This window comes from Streptomyces sp. NPDC007346 (genome assembly GCF_040703535.1).
Lineage (GTDB): Bacteria > Actinomycetota > Actinomycetes > Streptomycetales > Streptomycetaceae > Streptomyces.
Genome location: NZ_JBEYKR010000128.1, coordinates 1 through 20,106 on the forward strand (window position 1 = coordinate 1; position 20,106 = coordinate 20,106).

Sequence of the window (20,106 nt, forward strand, 5' to 3'; positions counted from 1 at the left end):
TATTGATCCGGCGCCCACCGAGATCTACCCTAAACATCTGACACTCTTTCCCTCCCCGACGCTCTTCCGATCTGGCGTCGAAAGCGCCCGGTTGAGCGCGTCCGGCGCCGCACAGGATGCGGCGCCGGACGGGGTGGTGCGTGAGCGCTGCGCGCGCCCGGTCCTGCTGGGGCGTGTGCGTCCTCGGACGCTCACACTCCGGTCCTGCTGGGCTACGGCGTCCTCAGACGTTGACGCCGAAGTCCTGCGCGATGCCGCGCAGACCCGAGGCGTAGCCCTGGCCGATGGCCCGGAACTTCCACTCGGCACCGTTGCGGTAGAGCTCGCCGAAGACCATCGCGGTCTCCGTCGAGGCGTCCTCGCTCAGGTCGTAGCGGGCGAGCTCGGTGTTGTCGGCCTGGTTCACCACGCGGATGTACGCGTTGCGGACCTGGCCGAAGCTCTGCTGGCGGGTCTCGGCCTCGTAGATCGAGACCGGGAAGACGATCTTGTCGACGTCGGCCGGGACACCGGCGAGGTTCACCTTGATGACCTCGTCGTCGCCCTCGCCCTCACCGGTGAGGTTGTCACCGGTGTGCTCGACGGATCCGTCGGGGCTCTTCAGGTTGTTGAAGAAGACGAAATTGCCGTCCGCCGCGACCTTGCCCTCGGCGTTCGCCAGCAGCGCGCTGGCGTCGAGGTCGAAGTCGCCGCCGGTGGTGGTGCGGGCATCCCAGCCCAGACCGACGATGACCGCGGTCAGGTTGGGCGCGGCCTTGGTCAGCGAGACGTTGCCGCCCTTGCTGAGGCTGACTCCCACGAGTCCTCCAGTAGTTTTCTCAGGGGCCGGCAGACACCAGCGTCCCCGTCGTTCGTTGGCATCGGATCAACGATTGGATCCTAGTGACCGGTTCCCGGCCAAAACAGGCTTTTGGCCGGGGGTCGCCAGGAGATCGTCTCAGAGCGCTTCGAGCGCCTTGACGTAGTCGTTCAGGTCACGCGCGTCCGGCAGGCCGTTGACGACGCTCCAGCGGACGGTGCCCGCCTTGTCGATGATGAAGGTGCCGCGCACCGCGCAGCCCTTGTCCTCGTCGAAGACGCCGTAGGCCCGCGAGGTCTCACCGTGCGGCCAGAAGTCGGAGAGCAGCGGGTATTCGAGGCCCTCCTGCTCGGCGAAGACGCGCAGGGTGTGGATGGAGTCGTTCGAGACGGCGAGCAGCTGGGTGTCCTCGTTCTCGAAGCGGGGCAGCTCGTCACGGAGCGCGCACAGCTCGCCCGTGCAGACGCCGGTGAAGGCGAACGGGTAGAAGAGCAGCACCACGTTCTTCTCGCCCCGGAGGTCCGAGAGCTTCACGGTCCGGCCGTGGTTGTCCTTGAGTTCGAAATCCGGGGCCTCGGTGCCGACCTCGATCGCCATGGAGCAGGTTTCCCTTCCGCCGCTTCTCACGTCCCGGCCTCCGCTCGTACGCATCCGTTCGTACGTATCCGTCCGTCCGGGTGACCCCCACCCTACGCACGGCCGGAAAGGCGCGTACGAAGGCCCCCGGCCGCGCGTGAGCGCCGCCGGGGGCCCCGGGTGGTCCAGTGAGTGACTCAGCGCTTGGCCTTGGCCCCCTTGGGGGTGACCAGACGGCTGCCCGTCCAGTCCTTGCCGGCGCTGATGCTCTTGGTCTGGGCGAGACCGGCCGTCTGGGCAGCCTCATTGATGTCGCTCGGTTCGACGTAGCCGTCACGGCCGGTCTTCGGCGTCATCAGCCAGACCGTACCGCCGTCCTCGAGCAGACCAATGGCATCCACCAGCGCGTCCGTAAGGTCGCCGTCCTCGTCGCGGAACCAGAGCAGGACGACGTCTGCGACGTCGTCGTACTCCTCGTCGACGAGTTCCTGGCCGATAGTGGCCTCAATGCCCTCACGGAGCTCCAGCTCGACGTCGTCGTCGTAGCCGATCTCCTGGACCACCTGTCCGGGCTCGAACCCCAGGCGTGCTGCCGGGTTGGTCCGCTCCTCCGCGTGGTCCGCGGTCGCGCTCACGGGTTGCCTCCTGATCATGTCTTCGGAAAATGCTGCAGCCACGCGCGTGCGCGGGGCGTAGGCCGTAGTCCACACGGGCCCGGCGAATCGCGCAAGTACCCGGCGTGCGAGACCGCCTAAACGGTGACGTTCCCTGCCACGTCACCGCAGACTCCCGCATGTCTCTCCGGGGCCTGGGCCTGTCCCTCCGGGGCTTCGCAAAGTCACCCCATCCGTTTACGTCCTTCCTCAGCTTATGCCGTTTCGCTCCGGCAATCGGAGTCGAACACCTTTGGGAACGCTTGGACGGCTTGGGCGTATGGTTGCGGTTTGCCCGTACCCCGCCGCGTACTGCCCATACCCGTGCCCCGCCGGAGATTTTTCGGAACCTCGGGGTTACCCCACGGTAGAGATGACGTTCGGGCCTTCGCGGTAGCACGATGGAGGCGGCGCACACACAGTTGTCCCGGGGGTACGTTCCCCGTAACAGACCCCGCAGAGCACCACCGAACAGCGAAGGAACAGTGTGGCTTCCGGATCCGATCGCAACCCGATCATCATTGGCGGCCTTCCGAGCCAGGTCCCGGATTTTGATCCCGAAGAGACCCAGGAATGGCTCGACTCCCTCGACGCCGCCGTCGACGAGCGAGGCCGTGAGCGTGCCCGCTACCTGATGCTCCGCCTCATCGAGCGGGCGCGCGAGAAGCGCGTCGCCGTGCCGGAGATGCGCAGCACGGACTACGTGAACACGATCGCCACGAAGGACGAGCCGTTCTTCCCCGGCGACGAGGAGATCGAGCGCAAGGTTCTCAACGCGACCCGCTGGAACGCGGCCGTGATGGTCTCGCGGGCCCAGCGCCCCGGGATCGGCGTCGGCGGCCACATCGCCACCTTCGCCTCCTCCGCCTCGCTGTACGACGTGGGCTTCAACCACTTCTTCCGGGGCAAGGACCAGGGCGACGGCGGCGACCAGATCTTCTTCCAGGGGCACGCGTCCCCGGGGATCTACGCCCGCGCGTTCCTGCTGGACCGGCTGAGCGAGGCCCAGCTCGACGGGTTCCGCCAGGAGAAGTCGAAGGCGCCGAACGGGCTGTCCAGCTACCCGCACCCGCGGCTGATGCCGGACTTCTGGGAGTTCCCGACCGTCTCGATGGGCCTCGGCCCGCTCGGCGCGATCTACCAGGCGCGGATGAACCGCTACATGGAGGCGCGCGGCATCGCCGACACCTCCAAGTCGCACGTCTGGGCGTATCTGGGCGACGGCGAGATGGACGAGCCCGAGTCGCTGGGGCAGCTGTCCATCGCCGCCCGCGAGAACCTGGACAACCTGACGTTCGTCGTCAACTGCAACCTCCAGCGGCTCGACGGCCCGGTGCGCGGCAACGGGAAGATCATCCAGGAGCTGGAGTCGCAGTTCCGGGGCGCCGGCTGGAACGTCATCAAGCTGGTCTGGGACCGCTCCTGGGACCCGCTGCTGGCGCAGGACCGCACGGGCATCCTGGTCAACAAGCTGAACACCACGCCGGACGGGCAGTTCCAGACGTACGCCACCGAGACCGGCTCGTACATCCGCGAGCACTTCTTCGGTGACGACCCGCGCCTGCGCGAGATGGTCAAGGACATGACCGACCAGCAGATCCTGCACCTGGGGCGCGGCGGGCACGACCACAGGAAGGTCTACGCGGCCTACGCGGCGGCCAAGGCCCACAAGGGCCAGCCGACCGTGATCCTCGCGCAGACGGTCAAGGGCTGGACGCTGGGGCCGAACTTCGAGGGCCGCAACGCGACCCACCAGATGAAGAAGCTCACGGTCGAGGACCTCAAGCGGTTCCGCGACCGGCTGCACATCCCGATCACCGACAAGCAGCTGGACGAGGGCCACCCGCCCTACTACCACCCGGGCCGCGACTCGGAGGAGATCCAGTACATGCACGACCGCCGCAACGGTCTGGGCGGCTATGTGCCGACCCGGGTGGTGCGTGCGAAGCCCCTGCCGCAGCCCGAGGAGAAGACGTACGCGGCTGCGAAGAAGGGTTCGGGTACGCAGTCGATCGCCACCACCATGGCGTTCGTCCGCATCCTGAAGGACCTCATGCGGGACAAGGAGATCGGCAAGCGGTTCGTGCTGATCGCCCCCGACGAGTACCGCACCTTCGGCATGGACGCGTTCTTCCCGAGCGCGAAGATCTACAACCCGCTGGGGCAGCAGTACGAGGCGGTGGACCGCGATCTGCTGCTCGCGTACAAGGAGTCGCCGACGGGCCAGATGCTGCACGACGGCATCTCCGAGGCGGGCTGCACGGCCTCGCTGATCGCCGCCGGTTCGGCGTACGCGACGCACGGCGAGCCGCTGATCCCGGTGTACGTCTTCTACTCGATGTTCGGGTTCCAGCGCACCGGTGACCAGTTCTGGCAGATGGCCGACCAGCTCTCGCGCGGTTTCGTGCTGGGCGCGACCGCCGGGCGTACGACGCTGACCGGTGAGGGTCTCCAGCACGCGGACGGCCACTCGCAGCTGCTCGCCTCGACCAACCCGGGCTGTGTCGCCTACGACCCGGCCTTCGGGTACGAGATCGCGCACATCATGCAGGACGGGCTGCGCCGGATGTACGGCGAGGCCGACGAGGACGTCTTCTACTACCTCACGGTCTACAACGAGCCGATCCAGCACCCGGCCGAGCCCGAGAACGTGGACGCGGAGGGCATCCTCAAGGGTGTCTACCGCTTCAAGCAGGGTGAGGCGGGCGAGATCCCGGCGCAGATCCTGGCGTCCGGTGTGGCGGTCCCGTGGGCCGTCGAGGCGCAGAGGATCCTCGCCGAGGAGTGGAACGTCAAGGCGGACGTCTGGTCGGCGACCTCCTGGAACGAACTGCGGCGCGAGGCCGTGGACGTGGAGCGGTACAACCTGCTCCACCCGGAGGAGGAGCAGCGCGTCCCGTACGTGACGAAGAAGCTCGAAGGGGCGCAGGGCCCGTTCGTGGCGGTCTCGGACTGGATGCGTTCGGTGCCGGACCAGATCGCGCGCTGGGTGCCCGGTCCGTACCAGTCGCTGGGTGCGGACGGGTTCGGCTTCGCCGACACCCGGGGTGCGGCCCGCCGGTTCTTCCACATCGACGCGCAGTCGATCGTCCTGGCGGTCCTCACCGAGCTCGCGAAGGAAGGGAAGATCGACCGGTCGGCCCTGAAGAAGGCGCTGGACCGTTACGACCTCCTGGATGTGGCCGCGGCCGATCCGGGCGCGGCGGGCGGCGACGCGTAAGCGGAGCGGTTCACGAAGGGCGGTGACGCGTGTGCGTCACCGCCCTTCGGCGCGTCCGGCAGGTGCGGGCTCAGTTCTCCCAGATCTTGAACGCCCTTACCTGGTACGGGGAGCGGGGCAGCCAGGTCCCGCCGCCCGGGTACGTCTCGAACTCGCCCGTCTCCCGGCATTCGGCCGACTGGTAGGTGGTGACGGGCCGCCCGGTGCGGTTGGCCAGGGACTGGGCGTCGCCGCCCTTGGGGAGCGGGGTGCAGCTCTCGATGTCGACGGTGGAGAGCTCGTACGTCTGCCGGGCGCCCGTGAAGTCGGGCTTCTTCCAGAGGCAGAGCCGGCCCGCCTCGCAGGTGCCGAGCCGGACGTCCGCCGGCGTGGCCGGGGCGGCGGCCGTCCGGTCCTGGGCGAGCGCCTGCGGGACGAGCGCGGTGAGGGCCGTGACGGCCAGGCCCGCGGCGAGAGTGGTCGTACGGGCCGTGCGGGACGGGCGAGAGGTGCGGGACGGGCCGCTGGTGCGGTCGGTACGGATGGTGCGCATGGTGGATCAACCCCCGTGGTCGTGCGCCGCGCCGGATGGTGGCGCGGGCGCTGTCCCGGCCAGCCTGACCAGCGAGGCGGGGCCCGGGGAAGAGGGGAACGGCCCACGCCACCCTGATAGGCGACAGCCCCGCCGAAAGGATTCGGCGGGGCTGTGGTGTGCGCGGTGTTGACGGCGTACGGGGGAAAACCCCCGTAACCGGTCCACTTCCTAGATGTGGCCCACTCCGGCGCCCGCCTCGGCGTTCGCGCCGCGCTTGGTGAGGGTGGCGACCAGGGCCGCGACGACGCCGACGCAGCCCGCGACGGTGAAGGCCAGGCCCATGCCGGACATGAAGGTGTCGTGGATGACGCTGCTGATGACGCCGATGACGTCCGGCGTCATGCCGGGGGCCTGGGAGAGCGCGTCGACCGGGACCATGCCGAACTCGGCGGCCTTCTCCAGACCCTGCTCCGGCTCGCCGGGCAGGCCCGCGGCCGTCCAGTTGCTCGCGAAGTCGGAGCTGACCTTGGAGGACATGACCGCGCCGAGGACGGCGGTGCCGAGCGCGCCACCGACCTGCATGGCGGCCTGCTGGAGGCCGCCGGCCACGCCGGAGAGCTCCAGGGGCGCGTTGCCGACGATGACCTCGGTGGCGCCGACCATGACCGGGGCGAGGCCGCAGCCGAGCAGGGCGAACCAGAGGGACATGGCGAAGGTGCCGGTGGACTCGCTGAGCGTCGTCATGCCGAACATCGCGGTGGCCGTGCACAGCATGCCGCCGACCAGCGGGACACGGGGGCCGAACTTGGTGATCAGCAGACCGGCGACCGGCGAGGAGACGATCATCATGGCCGTCAGCGGCAGCAGGCGCAGACCGCTGTCGACCGGGCTCAGGCCGTGGACGCCCTGGAGGAAGAACGTCACGAAGAAGAGGCCGCCCATGAAGGCGAACGCCATCAGCACCATGAGGATGGCGCCGGCCGTCAACGGGACGGAGCGGAACATCGCCAGCGGGACCAGCGGCTCCCTGACCCTGGTCTGCCAGAGGCCGAAGGCGAAGAAGAGCCCGGCGGCCATGCCGAGGAAGACCCAGGTCCAGACGCCGCCCCAGCCCCAGGACTCACCGGCCTTGATGATGCCCCAGATGAGGGAGAACATCGCGCCCGAGAGCAGCACGATGCCGAGGATGTCGAAGGAGCGCGGCGCGTTGGCGGCGCGGTGGTCCTTGAGGATCACCAGGCCGAAGACGAGCGCGACGACGCCGACCGGCACGTTGATGAAGAAGACCGACTGCCAGCTGACGTGCTCGACGAGCAGACCGCCGACGATGGGGCCGCCCGCGGTGGACGCCCCGATGACCATGCCCCAGATACCGATGGCCATGTTCAGCTTCTCGGCGGGGAAGGTGGCGCGCAGCAGACCGAGCGCGGCCGGCATCAGCAGGGCGCCGAAGAGGCCCTGGAGGACGCGGAAGAGGATGACCAGCGCGATCTCGCTGGAGAGACCGATCGCGGCGGAGGAGAGCGCGAAGCCCGCGATGCCGATCAGGAAGGTCTGACGGTGGCCGAAGCGGTCACCGAGCTTGCCCGCGGTGATCAGGGCGACGGCGAGGGCGAGCAGATAGCCGTTGGTGATCCACTGGACGTCGGCGAGCGTGGCGCCGAGGTCCTTCTGGATGGCGGGGTTCGCGATGGCGACGATCGTGCCGTCGAGCGCGACCATCATCACGCCGATGGCGACGGCGAACAGGGTCAGCCAGGGGTGGCCGCGAAGCCCCTTGGCCGCGGCGGGTACGGGGCCGTCTTCCGGTTCCCGAGGCGCCTTCTCGACGGTGGTCTGACTAGTCATACGCGGAGACTAGTGACAGCCGCTGACAGTTGACAAACGCATTCACGAGACAGTAACTGTCGCGTAGCTCACAGGTAAGCTGACCTGGACAAATGATCGGAAAGAGGGCTGGTACGTGACCCACGGGCAGAGAGCCGCGGCCCGGCCCGGCCTGCGTGAGCGCAAGAAGCAGCGCACCCGTGACGCCCTGCTGCACGCCGCCCTCGAACTCTTCACCACCCAGGGGTACGAGCGGACGACCGTCGACGAGATCGTCGAGGCGGTCGACGTCTCCCAGCGCACCTTCTTCCGCTACTTCGCGAGCAAGGAGGACATCACCTTCGCCGTACAGGAGATGGTCGAGTCCCGCCTCCTCGCGGAGCTGCGCCGCCGCCCCGCCTGCGAGGCCCCCTTCGAGGCCATGCGCCGGGCGGTGCTCTGCGCCTGGAACAGCATCGGTGAGGCGATCGAGGAGGTCATCACGGTCGACCTCCACATGCGGACGTTCCAGATGATCGAGTCGACCCCCTCCCTGCTCGCCGCCCACATGCGGCGCGGTATCGCCCTGGAGAACCAGATCGCCGAGCTGATCGCGGAGCGCGAGGGGCTCGACGTGACGAAGGACCCCCGGCCGCGGGTGGCCGTCGCCGCCTTCTCCGGGGTGATGCGGGTGACCGGCCAGCTGTGGGGGCAGGGCCACGACCCGAGCGTGGAGGCCCTGCGCGACCTCACGGAGGAGTACCTGGACCAGCTCGTCCCGGCGCTGGCGGGCGACTGGCGGCGGTCGACGGACAGCGCCGTGCCGTAACCCGGTGTGAAGAATTTCGGGTGAATCCGTCGCGGCCGGGTGACGTCGCTCACCTGGATCACGGCCGTCCGCGCAGGTCTCCTAGTGTGTGGCGCGGTGACTTCCTTCGACTCCTCCCCCACGCTGAACGCCTGGCGCGCCCTGCTCGCCGTCGCGGTGGTGTTCGTGATACTGGCGACCACCGGCTGGTCCGCCGTACGGCATCGCCACGCCGACGGGCCGCACGAGCTGGCCCTCGCCTCCTGGGCGCGGGACCGGCTGGCGGGCCGTGCGCTGCCGGAGGTCGGGGCGCCCGCCCACCTGACCGCTCACTTCTTCGCCACGCTCACCTCGGGGCAGCGACGCGCGCTCGCCGGCAAGTACCCCTCGGTCGTGGGGAACCTGAACGGCGTCCCGGTCGCCCTGCGCTACCACGCCAACCGGCTGGCGCTGAGACAGGCGGTGGCCGTGGAGAAGCGGCGTACGTACGACGAGACGCTCACGGTGGCCGGCCGCGACGAGGCGGCCCGGCGGACGGCCCGCTTCCGGTCGATGCTCGCGAAGGACCGCCAGATCCTGGCCTTCGACCCGTCCGGCAGGGGCCGCGCAGCCGAGGTGTTCGGCGACCTCGACCGGGCCTCCCGGGTCTCCGTGGTCGTCCCCGGCGTCGACACCGACCTCCTCACGCTGGAGCGGAGCCACCGCGTCAACTCCGCGCCCGTCGGCATGGCCAAGTCCCTGTACCGGGCGGAGCGCGCGGCCGCCCCCGCCACCCGCACCGCGGTCATCGCCTGGGCCGACTACACCGCCCCGGCCGGACTCGGCATGGACGCGATGCTCGGCGGGCGCGCGGCGGAGGGTGCCGTACGGCTGAACGCGCTGGTGAGGGCGTTGCCCGGCAGGTCCGCCGTCTCCCTGTTCTGCCACAGCTACGGCTCCGTGGTGTGCGGGGTGGCCGCCGGAGAGGCCCCCGGCCGGGTGGCCGACATCGCGGTCGCCGGCTCCCCCGGCATGCGGGCCGACAGCGCCGCCCGGCTGGAGACCGGCGCCCGGATCTGGGCGATGCGGGACCGGGACGACTGGATCCGGGACGTGCCGCACCTGGAGTTCGGCGGCATCGGGCACGGCGCCGACCCGGTCGACCCGGCCTTCGGCGCCCGGCTGGTCTCGGCGGCCGGGGCCGCGGGCCACAGCGGCTACTTCGAACCCGGCACCGAGAGCCTCGGCAACCTCGCCGCGATCGGCGTCGGCGCATACGGTTCGGTCCGCTGTGCAACCGCCGATGGCGCTTGCCACCGTGGTATTTCCGGTGAACGGGAGGGCTGACGCGCGTAGAGCCCCATGACAAGCCGATTAATTGCGACTTACGCCGAGGGGGGACGTGCGAGCCTGTGCCGCATACGATGAGGCACATGGGTGATGTGCTGGCCGGAATTCATGCCACCTGGGAGTTCGACACCGACTCCGTGCTCATCCGCTTCGAACGGGGTATCCGCACGCCGAAGCTCCTGCAGAGCCTGCGGGAGCGCCGCATCCCGCATGCTGCGCTGTCGTCGGTGACGCTGACCCCGGGCAAGCGGGACACGGTGGTTCTGCGTGTCGTGCCCAGACCGGGTGCCGACCCGCTCCTGGAGGCTGCCGCGGGGCAGCTCAAGGAGGGGTGCGACCCCTACCGCCTGGTGCTTCCGGCGGAGCGGGAGCTGCTCGCGGAGTATTACGCGGACGAGCTGCGGTCCTGTCTGGGCCCCGCGTCCGACGAGCCCGCCGACCGCTTCATGATCGCCGCCCCCGAGGCGCCGATACAGTTCAAGGCGTACGACGGGCGAGCCGGTTTCGACGGGGAGCGGGTCTCCTTCCGGTGGTTCTGGACGGGGGCCTCCAGCGCCAAGTGGAAGGCCGGCGACCAGACGTGGCGGGTGAGCGAACTGGCCGGAATCGAGTGGCGCTCCCCCGAGGCCCTGGACGGCTACCTCCGCCTGGTGCCCCGCGCGGCCGTCCCGGCCGACCACCGCACCGGTGGCAGCCTGGGTGACCTGCACGGGCCCGTCACCTCCGGCCTCGAAGCGGCGGGCATCACCGTGCACGGCACGCCTGCCTCGGTCAGCCGCGTCGCCCCGGCGGACCAGGACCCGGCGGCGGTCCTTTTCGGCCTGGGGTACGGCCCGGTGCACGAGTCGCTGCCCTTCGCCGCCGCCGTACTGGAATCCGTACGCCGGACCCAGAGCGCTCCGGCCGTCCCGGCGCCGGTCCTGGTGAACGCCGGGCGGCGCGATCCGGCGGACATCGCCGAGCGGATACATCACCTCGGTGAACTGCATCAGGCGGGGCTGGTGACGGACGACGAGTACAGCGCGAAGAAGGCGCAGCTGCTCGCGGAGCTGTGAACGCTCGTGCCGGGTGCACTCGTGCCGGGTGCGCTCGTGCTGGGTGCGCTCGTGCTGCGTGTGCTCGTGCCGGGTGCGCTCGTGCCGGGTGCGCGGCTGCTCAGGTAGCTGCGAACCCCCGGGGGGGGGCCTCCGCACCGGGCCGTGCGGCCGCTCGCGGAGCTGGGACCCCGTACCGGGGTATCAGGGCGCGGCGGGCCGTTCGGCACCCCGGTATGACGCCCGGACCCCGGCCACCTGCCTAGGCTGATCCGGCCATGTCCACTTCCCCCGCCGGGCCTCTGCCGCCCGCCGACGGCCTGTTGAGCGCCGCCCGCCGCAATCTGCGCGAGCTCGCCCACGGGCTGTCCCACGCGTCCCATCCGTCCACGCCGCTGCTGGCCCACGCTCCGAAACTCTGGCAGCGGCTGCTCCCGTACGGCGTGGTCCTCGCGCTGACCGCGACCTTCATCCCGGTCACGATCACCGTCCTGACCACGCAGTACGGCGTCCCCGGCGCGCTGGCCGGGGCGCTCGGTGTGGCCCAGGCGGCGCCGCTGTTGATGCTGGCCCACCGGCCCCTCCAGGCGTGGTGGATCATCTTCCCCGCCGACGTCCTGGGCGCGCTCGTGCTGCTGGCGCAGCCCTCCGACCGGCTGGATGTCTGGCCGTGGACCCCGCCGGGGATCGTCGCCTACCTCTTCCTGCTGCTGGCGCTCGGGCTGCGTGAGACCCGGCGGACCGTGATCGCCGTCTGGATGGTCACGGGCGCCACCGGAGCCCTGCTGCACCTGATCGCACCGGACCGCAGCAGCGGCAGCGCCCTGCTGCTGACGATCCTCGGCGCGGTGGTGCTCGTCATCGGCGGGGCGGTACGGGAGAGGAGCGAGGCACAGCGCCGGCTCGCCGAGCAGGAGACGATCAGCGAGACCGAGCGGGCCCAGCGCACGCTGCTGGAGGAACGGACCCGGATCGCGCGCGAGCTGCACGACGTGGTCGCCCACCACATGTCGGTGATCACCGTGCAGGCGGACTCCGCCCCGTACCGGATCAGCGGGCTGCCGAAGGCCGCCGAGGAGGAGTTCACGGCCATCGCGGCGGCCGCACGGGAGTCGCTGGGCGAGATGCGGCGGCTGCTGTCGGTGCTGCGCAGCGACGGCACGGAGGGCGACCGGGCGCCGCAGCCGGGTATCGACCGGCTCCAGCAGCTGGTGGAGGCGACGGTACGGGCGGGGCTGCCGGCCCAGTTGTCGCTGAGCGCGGAGCTGATCTCGAGGCTGGGCGAGGTGCCGCCGGCGGTGGACCTGTCCGCGTACCGGATCGTGCAGGAGGCCCTGGCCAATGTGGTGCGGCACGCGCCGGGGGCCCGCACCCGGGTCCTGGTCGCGCCGGACAAGGGCCACCTTCTCGTGCTGGTCGTCAACGGGCCCGCCGCCACCCGCGGTTCACCGCTGGAGACGAGCGGGACCGGGCACGGGCTGGTCGGGATGCGTGAGCGCGTACGGTTGACCGGCGGCACGCTGGACACCGGCCCGCTGCCCGACGGCGGGTTCCGGGTCGCGGCCCGGATGCCGCTGCCCCCGGCCACCTCGCCGCCCACCCCCCTGCCTCCGGAGGATCTGTGACCATCCGCGTGATCATCGTCGACGACCAGGCCATGGTGCGGGCGGGGTTCGCGGCGCTGCTGTCGGCGCAGAGCGACATCGACGTGGTGGGCGAGGCGGCGGACGGCCGGCAGGGCGTGGACGTCAGCCGCCACCAGCACCCGGATGTGGTCCTGATGGACGTGCGGATGCCGGAGATGGACGGACTGGCCGCCGCCCGCGAGCTGTTGAACCCCCCGGTGGGGGTGGTGCACCGGCCGAAGGTGCTGATGCTGACGACGTTCGACGTGGACGACTACGTGTACGAGGCGCTGCGCGCCGGGGCCTCCGGGTTCCTGCTGAAGGACGCCCCGCCCGCCGATCTGATCGCGGCGGTACGGGTGGTGGCGGCGGGCGACGCGCTGCTGGCGCCCTCGGTGACGCGGCGGCTGATCGCGGACTTCGCGGCGCAGCGGCCCTCGGGGGCGACCCGCGGCGGGCAGGCCCTGCGGCTGAACGGGCTGACCCCGCGCGAGACGGAGGTCCTGGAGCTGATCGCCCGGGGGCTGTCGAACCAGGAGATCGCGGGGCGGCTCGTGCTGGCCGAGCAGACCGTGAAGACGCACATCGGGCGGGTGCTGGCCAAGCTGGACCTGCGGGACCGGGCGCAGGCGGTGATCTTCGCGTACGAGTCGGGGCTGGTGACACCGGGGGACGCGGGGGCCTGACGCCTTCTGCGCGCCGGTGTGCACGGGGACCTATCCCTGGGGGCCTGGCCCCTTCTCTGCGTCGGGGTACGCGGGGGCCTGCGCCCTCTCCGTGCCAGGTGCGCGGGGGGTCTGACGCCTTCCTGCGCCGGAGTGCGCGGGCGCCTGACGCCCCCTCCGTGCCAGGTGCACGGGGGGCCTGACGCCTCCTTGCGGTAGACACTCCGGCCCCCGAGACCTCGAGACCTCGGCCCGGCTCGGGGTCGTGTCTCCTCCTCCGTACGGAGCCGTCTCCCCCACCCCCTACCCCAGTAGCACTCCGCAGTTGGCCCCCGGGTGTGACGCCCCCTCACCCACCCTCTTCCTACCTTCCTCCCGGTCGCACCGATCGGTGTGACGGCGAAGAGGGAGGGGCACGATGCGCCGATACGCGAGGACCGTGGTCACGCTGGCACTGGCCACCAGTGTGGTGACGGGGACGGCAGGCTGGGTTTCGGGGGATGCGCAGCAGGCGCTGACCGGGCCGCCGCCGGGCACCACGTCATGGCGGGCGGACCGATCGCTGGGCGAGGAGCTGCCCGATCCGGAACGCTCCGCGCCCGCCGAAGTAGCCGCCTTCTTCGCGGACTTGACCGCGCAGGAGCGCCAACTCCTCGCCATACGGCACCCGTCCGTCGTCGGCAACCTCGACGGTGCACCCCTTGAGCTGCGTTACCGCGCCAACACCCTCGCCCTCGCCGCCGCCGACGGCCCCCGCTACCGTTCGCTCGCCGCGCCCGGCCGCCAGATCCTCGCGTTCGATCCGCGGGGGCGCGGCCAGGTCGCCGAGGTCTTCGGGGACCTGCGCGCGGCCCGCCGCGTCTCGGTGGTGGTGCCGGGGTCCGACAACGACGCCGGGACCTTCGACCGGAAGGTCGCCGCCCACGGGGCCCCGCGCGGCATGGCCAGGACCCTGCACACGGCGGCCGGTCCGGGCACCGCCGTCATCGCCTGGGCCGGGTACACCACCCCCGTCGGCGTCGGCATCGACGCCGCGACCGGGCGGCTCGCGGAGGCGGGCGCCGGGCGGCTGGAGCGGTTCACGGAGGGGCTGACCGCCGACGGGCTGCCCGAACCCGCCGTCTTCTGCCACAGTTACGGCTCCGTCGTCTGCGGGCTCGCCGCGCACCGCCTGTCCGCGACCGACGTGGTGGTCCTCGGCTCCCCCGGCATGCGGGCCGACGATGTGGACGCACTGCGGACGCGGGCCCGGGTGTGGGCGGCGAAGGCCCCGACGGACTGGATAGACGACGTGCCGAGCGTGCGGTTCGCCGGGCTCGGCCATGGCGCCGACCCCACCGATCCGGCGTTCGGGGCCCGCCGCATACCGGCCGAGGACGCCCAGGGCCACGCCGGCTACTTCGCCCCCGGCACGGACTCGCTCCGGTCCTTCGCGGTGATCGCCCGGGGAACCGCCGCCGTGGAAGGCGTCATGGAAGGTGCGGCCCGATGAGCACCCACACCCACACCCACACCCACACACGTACGCGTACGCATCAGCTCGCCGCCCGCGTCGAGGCCGCCACCCCCGCCCACCGGGACCGGGCCATCGACGGCCTGCGCGCCCTCGCGCTGCTCGCCGTGCCGCTCGGCCACTGGATGCTCGGCGGCTTCCGGCTCGACGCGGACGGGCTGCACAACGCGAGCCCGCTCTCGACGTTCGGGGCCTTCGCCCCGCTCAGCTGGGTGCTCCAGATGCTGGGGATCTTCTTCCTGGTCGGCGGGTACGCCTCGGTCCTCTCCTACCACCGCCGGCCCTCGACCACGGCCGCCTGGCTGCGCGGGCGGCTGGTCCGGCTCGGCAGGCCGGTGCTCGGGGTGGCCGCCGTGTGGGCGGTGCTGCTGGCCGCGCTGTCCTGGCTCGGCATACCGGGCGACACCCTGCGTACGGGGTCGACGCTGGTGATCCAGCCGCTCTGGTTCGTCGGGGTGTACACGGTGGTCACCGCGCTCACCCCGCTCTGTGTCCGCCTCGCGCGAAGGCTCGGCGGGTGGGCCGCGCTGCCGCTGCTGGGGTCGGTCGCGGTGGTGGACTTCCTGCGGTACGGGCCCTTCGCCGAGGCGATGCCGTCCTGGCTGAGCGTGCTGAACATCCTGCCCGGGTGGCTCTTCGCCTACCAGCTCGGTGTCTCATGGGGCGAGGGGCGGATCGGGAAGCGGGGGGCGCGGCTGCTGCTCGTCGGGGGCGGGGTCCTCTTCGCCGTACTGCTGCTGGTCTTCCACTACCCGGCATCCATGGTCGGCGTGCCGGGCGAGGTGCGGACCAACTCCCACCCGCCGTCGCTGCTGGTGGTGGCGCTGGCGGCGGCCCAGAGCGGGGCGGCGATCCTGCTGCGGGACCGGCTGGGGCGGGCGTTGCGCAGGCCGTTGCTGTGGGCGCCGGTCGTCGTGGTCAACCTGTCCGCGATGACCATCCTGTGCTGGCACCAGAGCGCGATGCTGGCCGCCGCCGTACCGGCCTCGCTGCTGGGTGACGGTGCGGCGGCGGTGGCGGGGCTGACGACCGGGCCGGACACGGTGGGCTGGATCCTGGCCCGGGTGCTGTGGCTGCCGGTGTTCGCGGGGCTGCTGGTGCTGATCGCCCGGTACGCACGCCGCTTCGACGCCCCTTGGGCGGCGGGCACCCGCGCCGCGAACGCCCGCCGCGCGCTGGCGGGGGCGCTGGCGGCGGGGTTCGCGGTGTTCGCGCTGGGGCTGGTATGAGGGGGCGTCGGGAGTGCTTGGCCGTGATGACTTTCATGAACCAGGCGGTAGCGACGAACTCACGCCCCCTCCCCGTGCCTACTCCCGCGCCGCCGACGTACTGCTCATGTCCGGGTATCGGTCCCCCGCCACCCGCCCCGCGATCGGCTCCAGCAGGGCCAGTTCCTCGCCCGTCAGCGTCAGCCGGGTCGCCGCCACGTTCTCCAGCAGGCGGCTGCGCTTACGGGTGCCGGGGATCGGGACCACCGTCAGACCGTGCACCCGCGCCCGCTGGTGCACCCAGGCGAGGGCCACCTGTGCGGCCGTCACCCCGTGCGCGGCGGCGATCTTGTGGACCGGCTCCAGCAGGGCCGCGTTCGTACGGGCGTTGTCACCGGTGAAGCGGGGCTGGTACGTACGGTAGTCGCCCTCGGACAGCTCCTTGCCCGCGTCGGTGAAGGCCCCGGTGAGGAAGCCCCGGCCGAGCGGCGAGTACGGCACGAGCGTGACGCCCAGCTCCGCCGCCGCGCCGACCGCGCTCTTCTCCACGTCCCGGCTGAAGAGGGACCACTCCGACTGGAGGGCGGCGATCGGGTGCACGGCGTGCGCCTCGCGCAGCTCGGGTCCGGTCACCTCGCTCAGTCCGAGCTGCTTGACCTTGCCCTGCTGGACCAGCTCGGCCATCGCGCCGACCGATTCGGCGAGCGGGACGGCCGGGTCGCGGCGGTGCATGTAGTAGAGGTCGATGACGTCGGTGTTCAGCCGGCGCAGGCTCGCCTCGACGGCGGTGCGGATGTACGCGGGGTCGTTGCGGACCGCCCGGTGCCGCGGGTCGTCCGTCCGCTCGATGGCGAACTTGGTGGCGAGGGTGATCTCGTCGCGGTGGGCCCCGACGAACGGGGCGAGGAACTCCTCGTTGGCCCCGCGCCCGTAGATGTCGGCGGTGTCGAAGAGCGTGACGCCCGCTTCCAGCGCCGCGTCGAGGGTGTCCCGGGCGGAGACCTCGTCGGTCTCCCCGTAGAACTCGCTCATGCCCATGCAGCCGAGGCCCTGGACGCCGACCTGCGGCCCTCCACCGCCCAGCTCGACGGTGGCGATCGTGTTCGTGTCGTTGTCGGTCATCAGGCGCTGCGCCTTTCCGGCGCCTTGCGGGCGCCAGCGTAGAACTCGATCTTGTGGTCGAGGACGGCGAGGGTGTCGTGGAGCTCCGCGATGCGCGTGATCACGTCACGGCGGGTGGACTCCAGCAGCTCCTGCCGCTCCTCGAAGGTGCGCTCACCCTCGCGCAGCAGCTCCGCGTACCGCACCATGTCGGCGACGGGCATTCCGGTCAGCCTCAGCTTGCCGACGAAGGCCAGCCAGTCCAGGTCGCGGTTGGAGAAGCGGCGCTGGCCGGTGTGCGAGCGGTCGACGTGGGGCATCAGCCCGATCCGTTCGTACCAGCGCAGGGTGTGCGCGGTGAGCCCGGTGAAGGCGACGACCTCGCTGATCGTGTAGCTGTCCTTGCCCTCGGGCCGGGGATGCTGCCGGGGGGCGGCCGCACAGGCCTTCACCCCCGGGGAGGGCTGCGGCTGTGCGCCGGTCGCGGGAGTGCTCCGGGACGTTCCGTCGATCACCGTCATGCCTCCACGCTAAATCCTTGGAGTGCACTCGAAGCAAGCGCGGCCGACAGGAGAAGGAGGCGTCAGAGCTCCTCCTCCGCCCGGGTCAGCGCGTCGGTGATCACCCGGGTGGCGAAGTCGGCGTCGTCGGCGATGCGGTTGATGTGCTCCGCGAGCAGGAAGGCGGTGGCCTCCAGGGGCGTCATCTCCGCCTCCGTCCAGTCCCCGTACTGCTTGCGCCACAGGCTGGGGCTCAGACCGGTGCCCGCGGCGATGACCAGGCCCGCCATGGTGGGGACGGCCTCGGGGCGGATGCTCCTGGGCATCATGCGCATCGAGGCCACGAGCGTCGGGACCACGTACTCGATGACGTCCTTGTCGTGGTCCTCGTGGGCCTTCCGCAGCCACGTCATATACATGTAGATCAGCGTGCACACGCCGTCCAGCAGGTCCTCGGCCCCCTGGGGACCCAGCGACTCGGTGAACTGCGCCATCATCGCCTGCTGTTCGGCGTCGCTCTCGGTGTTGCCCTCGTGGATGCTCCTGAGCCGGGAGTCGATCAGCATGAGCGCCGCGCCCACATCGCCGGCGGGAGCGTGCTGGGGGCCGCAGGGGGACTCGATGGACATGGAAACCTCCTCGGACGGCTGCGGTGCGCAGCGCTACGCCTCCGCACAGTAGTCGGCCGAAGCGGCGGGAGTTGGCGACTTCGTCACCTTTCGGACGCGGTACGGGGTCCGGGGCGGCGAACGTTAGGCTCGGGTCCATGGAGAGCTTGCGGATCATCGACACCTGGCCCGTCCCGACCGCGGCGGCCGCCGTCGTACGGGCGGACGGCACCGTCCTCGGTACGCACGGGCCGACCGCCCACCGCTTCCCCCTCGCCTCGGTCACCAAGCCGCTCGCGGCCTACGCGGCGCTGGTGGCGTACGAGGAGGGCGCCGTCGAGCTGGACGAACCGGCCGGGCCCGAGGGCTCCACGGTGCGCCACCTCCTGGCCCACACCAGCGGCCTCGCCTTCGACGAGCACCGGGTGACAGCCCCTCCCGGCGAGCGCCGCCTCTACTCCAACGCGGGCTTCGAGGTGCTCGGCGACCACATCGCCAAGGCGTCCGGCATCCCGTTCGCGGAGTACCTGCGCCAGGCCGTCCTGGAGCCGCTGGCCATGACGTCCACGTCACTCGACGGCTCCCCCGCCCGCGACGGCGTCTCCACCGTGGACGACCTGGTCCGTTTCGCCGCCGAGGTCCAGGCCCCCCGCCTCCTCGACCCCCGTACGGTCCTCGAAGCCCAGAGCGTGGTCCACCCCGGCCTCAAGGGCGTCCTGCCGGGCTACGGCCACCAGAACCCGAACGACTGGGGCCTCGGCTTCGAGATCCGCGACGCCAAGTCCCCGCACTGGACGGGCGCTTCCTCCTCGCCTGCGACCTTCGGCCACTTCGGCCAGTCGGGTACGTTCCTGTGGATCGACCCGGTGGCCGGGCTCGCCTGCGTCGCGCTGACGGACCGGGCCTTCGGGCCGTGGGCGTCGGAGGCGTGGACCCCGTTCACGGACGCGGTCCTGTCGGAGGCCGCGGGCTGAACCGGGCACGGTCCCCCGTCGCCTTCTTCCGGTCGACGCACTCGAACCACACGGTCTTCCCCGTGCCGTCCCAGCGCTTCACCACGCCCCAGTCGTCGGTGACGGCATTGACGAGAATCAGCCCCCGCCCACCCTCGTCGAGCTCATCGCGCTTGATCGCGAGCGGGATCTCCGGGCTGTTGTCGGCCACCTCCACGCGTACGCCGTCCCCGGTCGGCAGCCGGAAGATGAAGGTCTGGCAGCGGCGCCCGGGTACATGCCGCACCACGTTGGCGATCAGCTCGGTGAGCGCGAGTTCCGCCGCCGGGGCGAGGTCGAGCAGACCCCAACTGGTGAGGTAGATCCGCAAGATGCGGCGCAGGTGCCGGGCCGAATGCTCCCCCATGGCGAGGTCGGCGCGGTAGATGGGCTCCCCGGGGTCAATTCGGGGGATGGAAACACGATTCATGGCTCCAGCGTGCAAGCGGATGGCTACGCTCGGCTACACCGTGAAACGAACGCCGCAAGGCGTTGCACACCGGAGGTCCGCGCTGTGCCCAACATTCAAACGCTCGCCCCCTGCGCTTCCCCACTGGACTACTTCGGCTCGGAGCTGCGCCGCGTACGCGAAGCACACGGCCTGAAACAGGCCGAGTTGGGCGCGAAGCTCTACTGCTCGGGCTCGCTGATCGGCCAGATCGAGACCACGAAGAAGGCCCCCACCCGCGAGTTCGCCGAGGCCCTGGACCAGGCGCTCCACACGGACGGGTTGTTCTCCCGGCTGGTGGGCCTGGTCCTGCGAAGCCAACTGCCGAGCTGGTTTCGTCCGTACGCGGACATGGAGGCGAAGGCGGCGTACATCTACACGTTCCAGTCGCAGCTGGTCTATGGGGTGTTGCAGACGGAGGCGTACGCGCGGGCCCTGATCGGCATGGAGCACCCACACGAGGTGGACGAGATGGTGGCTGCCAGGATGGAACGCCAGCGAGTCCTGGAGCGGGAGGACCCGCCCGTGCTGTGGGTCGTACTCAGCGAAGCCGCGCTGCTCCAGGAGGTCGGCGGACGTGACGTGATGCGCGAACAACTGGCCCGCCTGTTGGCCCGGCGCCGCCGCGTCCAAGGCCAAGCCGCCGGCCCCTGCGGCCAAGCCCGACCCGGCAAAGAAGCCGCGTACCGCGAAGAAGCCCGCCACGC

General features: G+C 71.1%; 19 protein-coding genes. 10 read left to right on the top strand and 9 right to left on the bottom strand.

Features of this window, described 5'->3' with window-relative positions; genetic code table 11:
- Positions 1–223 precede the first annotated feature (223 nt).
- The 3 genes from AB0917_RS26665 to AB0917_RS26675 form a co-directional block, all read right to left on the bottom strand.
- Positions 224–799: a TerD family protein gene (locus AB0917_RS26665; RefSeq protein WP_096623105.1), complete on the bottom strand. Its 576-nt coding sequence runs from the start codon at positions 797–799 to the stop codon at positions 224–226.
- Positions 800–937: 138 nt separating this feature from the next.
- Entirely contained in the window at positions 938–1,396 is a 459-nt protein-coding gene (locus AB0917_RS26670; RefSeq protein ID WP_366822212.1) for a peroxiredoxin, read from the bottom strand.
- A 176-nt stretch (positions 1,397–1,572) separates the two neighbouring features.
- Positions 1,573–2,010: a DUF3052 domain-containing protein gene (locus AB0917_RS26675; RefSeq protein WP_366822213.1), complete on the bottom strand. Its 438-nt coding sequence runs from the start codon at positions 2,008–2,010 to the stop codon at positions 1,573–1,575.
- A 505-nt stretch (positions 2,011–2,515) separates the two neighbouring features.
- On the opposite strand from AB0917_RS26675, the gene aceE reads away from it, so the two are divergent.
- Positions 2,516–5,248 (top strand): pyruvate dehydrogenase (acetyl-transferring), homodimeric type, encoded by a 2,733-nt coding sequence (aceE, locus tag AB0917_RS26680; protein ID WP_366822214.1) that lies wholly within the window; start codon positions 2,516–2,518, stop codon positions 5,246–5,248.
- 70 nt (positions 5,249–5,318) lie between these two features.
- Here the strand turns inward: aceE and AB0917_RS26685 are convergent, their stop codons facing one another.
- Together AB0917_RS26685 and AB0917_RS26690 are read right to left on the bottom strand one after the other, a co-directional pair.
- Positions 5,319–5,780, bottom strand: a complete 462-nt coding sequence (locus AB0917_RS26685) for a peptidase inhibitor family I36 protein (protein ID WP_366822215.1) — start codon at positions 5,778–5,780, stop codon at positions 5,319–5,321.
- A gap of 210 nt (positions 5,781–5,990) precedes the next feature.
- Entirely contained in the window at positions 5,991–7,610 is a 1,620-nt protein-coding gene (locus AB0917_RS26690; protein WP_366822216.1) for an MFS transporter, read from the bottom strand.
- A gap of 115 nt (positions 7,611–7,725) precedes the next feature.
- Between AB0917_RS26690 and AB0917_RS26695 the strand changes: the two genes are divergently transcribed.
- The 7 genes from AB0917_RS26695 (at position 7,726) to AB0917_RS26725 (ending at position 15,771) form a co-directional block, all read left to right on the top strand.
- On the top strand, positions 7,726–8,397 hold the full coding sequence (locus tag AB0917_RS26695; protein WP_366822217.1) for a TetR family transcriptional regulator: 672 nt from the start codon (positions 7,726–7,728) through the stop codon (positions 8,395–8,397).
- A gap of 96 nt (positions 8,398–8,493) precedes the next feature.
- A complete protein-coding gene (locus AB0917_RS26700; RefSeq protein ID WP_366822218.1) occupies positions 8,494–9,702 on the top strand; it encodes an alpha/beta hydrolase in 1,209 nt (402 codons plus the stop codon).
- An 86-nt stretch (positions 9,703–9,788) separates the two neighbouring features.
- A complete protein-coding gene (locus AB0917_RS26705; protein ID WP_366822219.1) occupies positions 9,789–10,760 on the top strand; it encodes a DUF4429 domain-containing protein in 972 nt (323 codons plus the stop codon).
- A 257-nt stretch (positions 10,761–11,017) separates the two neighbouring features.
- Positions 11,018–12,364, top strand: a complete 1,347-nt coding sequence (locus tag AB0917_RS26710; RefSeq protein ID WP_366822220.1) for a sensor histidine kinase — start codon at positions 11,018–11,020, stop codon at positions 12,362–12,364.
- Positions 12,361–13,050 carry a response regulator transcription factor gene (locus tag AB0917_RS26715; protein WP_366822221.1) on the top strand — a complete coding sequence of 230 codons (690 nt, stop codon included), beginning with the start codon at positions 12,361–12,363 and terminating at the stop codon, positions 13,048–13,050. The genes AB0917_RS26710 and AB0917_RS26715 overlap by 4 nt, the downstream gene beginning before the upstream one ends.
- A 397-nt stretch (positions 13,051–13,447) precedes the next feature.
- Positions 13,448–14,521, top strand: a complete 1,074-nt coding sequence (locus AB0917_RS26720) for an alpha/beta hydrolase (RefSeq protein ID WP_366822222.1) — start codon at positions 13,448–13,450, stop codon at positions 14,519–14,521.
- Complete coding sequence (locus AB0917_RS26725; RefSeq protein ID WP_366822223.1) at positions 14,518–15,771, top strand: acyltransferase; 1,254 nt, start codon at positions 14,518–14,520, stop codon at positions 15,769–15,771. Before AB0917_RS26720 ends, AB0917_RS26725 begins: the two co-directional genes overlap by 4 nt.
- Before the next feature lie 78 nt (positions 15,772–15,849).
- On the opposite strand, the gene AB0917_RS26730 is transcribed toward AB0917_RS26725, so the two are convergent.
- From AB0917_RS26730 to AB0917_RS26740, 3 genes are all read right to left on the bottom strand, one after another.
- Positions 15,850–16,872 carry an aldo/keto reductase gene (locus AB0917_RS26730; protein WP_366822224.1) on the bottom strand — a complete coding sequence of 341 codons (1,023 nt, stop codon included), beginning with the start codon at positions 16,870–16,872 and terminating at the stop codon, positions 15,850–15,852.
- Positions 16,872–17,372 (bottom strand): MerR family transcriptional regulator, encoded by a 501-nt coding sequence (locus AB0917_RS26735; RefSeq protein ID WP_366822225.1) that lies wholly within the window; start codon positions 17,370–17,372, stop codon positions 16,872–16,874. The genes AB0917_RS26730 and AB0917_RS26735 overlap by 1 nt, the downstream gene beginning before the upstream one ends.
- Positions 17,373–17,434: 62 nt before the next feature.
- Positions 17,435–17,974, bottom strand: coding sequence for a hypothetical protein (locus AB0917_RS26740; protein WP_366822229.1), 540 nt, complete (start codon positions 17,972–17,974; stop codon positions 17,435–17,437).
- Between the two features lie 143 nt (positions 17,975–18,117).
- Here AB0917_RS26740 and AB0917_RS26745 point away from each other — a divergent pair, with 143 nt between their 5' ends.
- Positions 18,118–18,933, top strand: a complete 816-nt coding sequence (locus AB0917_RS26745) for a serine hydrolase domain-containing protein (RefSeq protein WP_366822226.1) — start codon at positions 18,118–18,120, stop codon at positions 18,931–18,933.
- Here the strand turns inward: AB0917_RS26745 and AB0917_RS26750 are convergent.
- Positions 18,899–19,381 carry an ATP-binding protein gene (locus AB0917_RS26750; RefSeq protein ID WP_366822227.1) on the bottom strand — a complete coding sequence of 161 codons (483 nt, stop codon included), beginning with the start codon at positions 19,379–19,381 and terminating at the stop codon, positions 18,899–18,901. The genes AB0917_RS26745 and AB0917_RS26750 overlap by 35 nt on opposite strands.
- 84 nt (positions 19,382–19,465) lie before the next feature.
- Between AB0917_RS26750 and AB0917_RS26755 the strand changes: the two genes are divergently transcribed.
- Positions 19,466–20,106: helix-turn-helix transcriptional regulator (locus AB0917_RS26755; RefSeq protein WP_366822228.1), on the top strand; the 641-nt coding region annotated here is incomplete at its 3' end.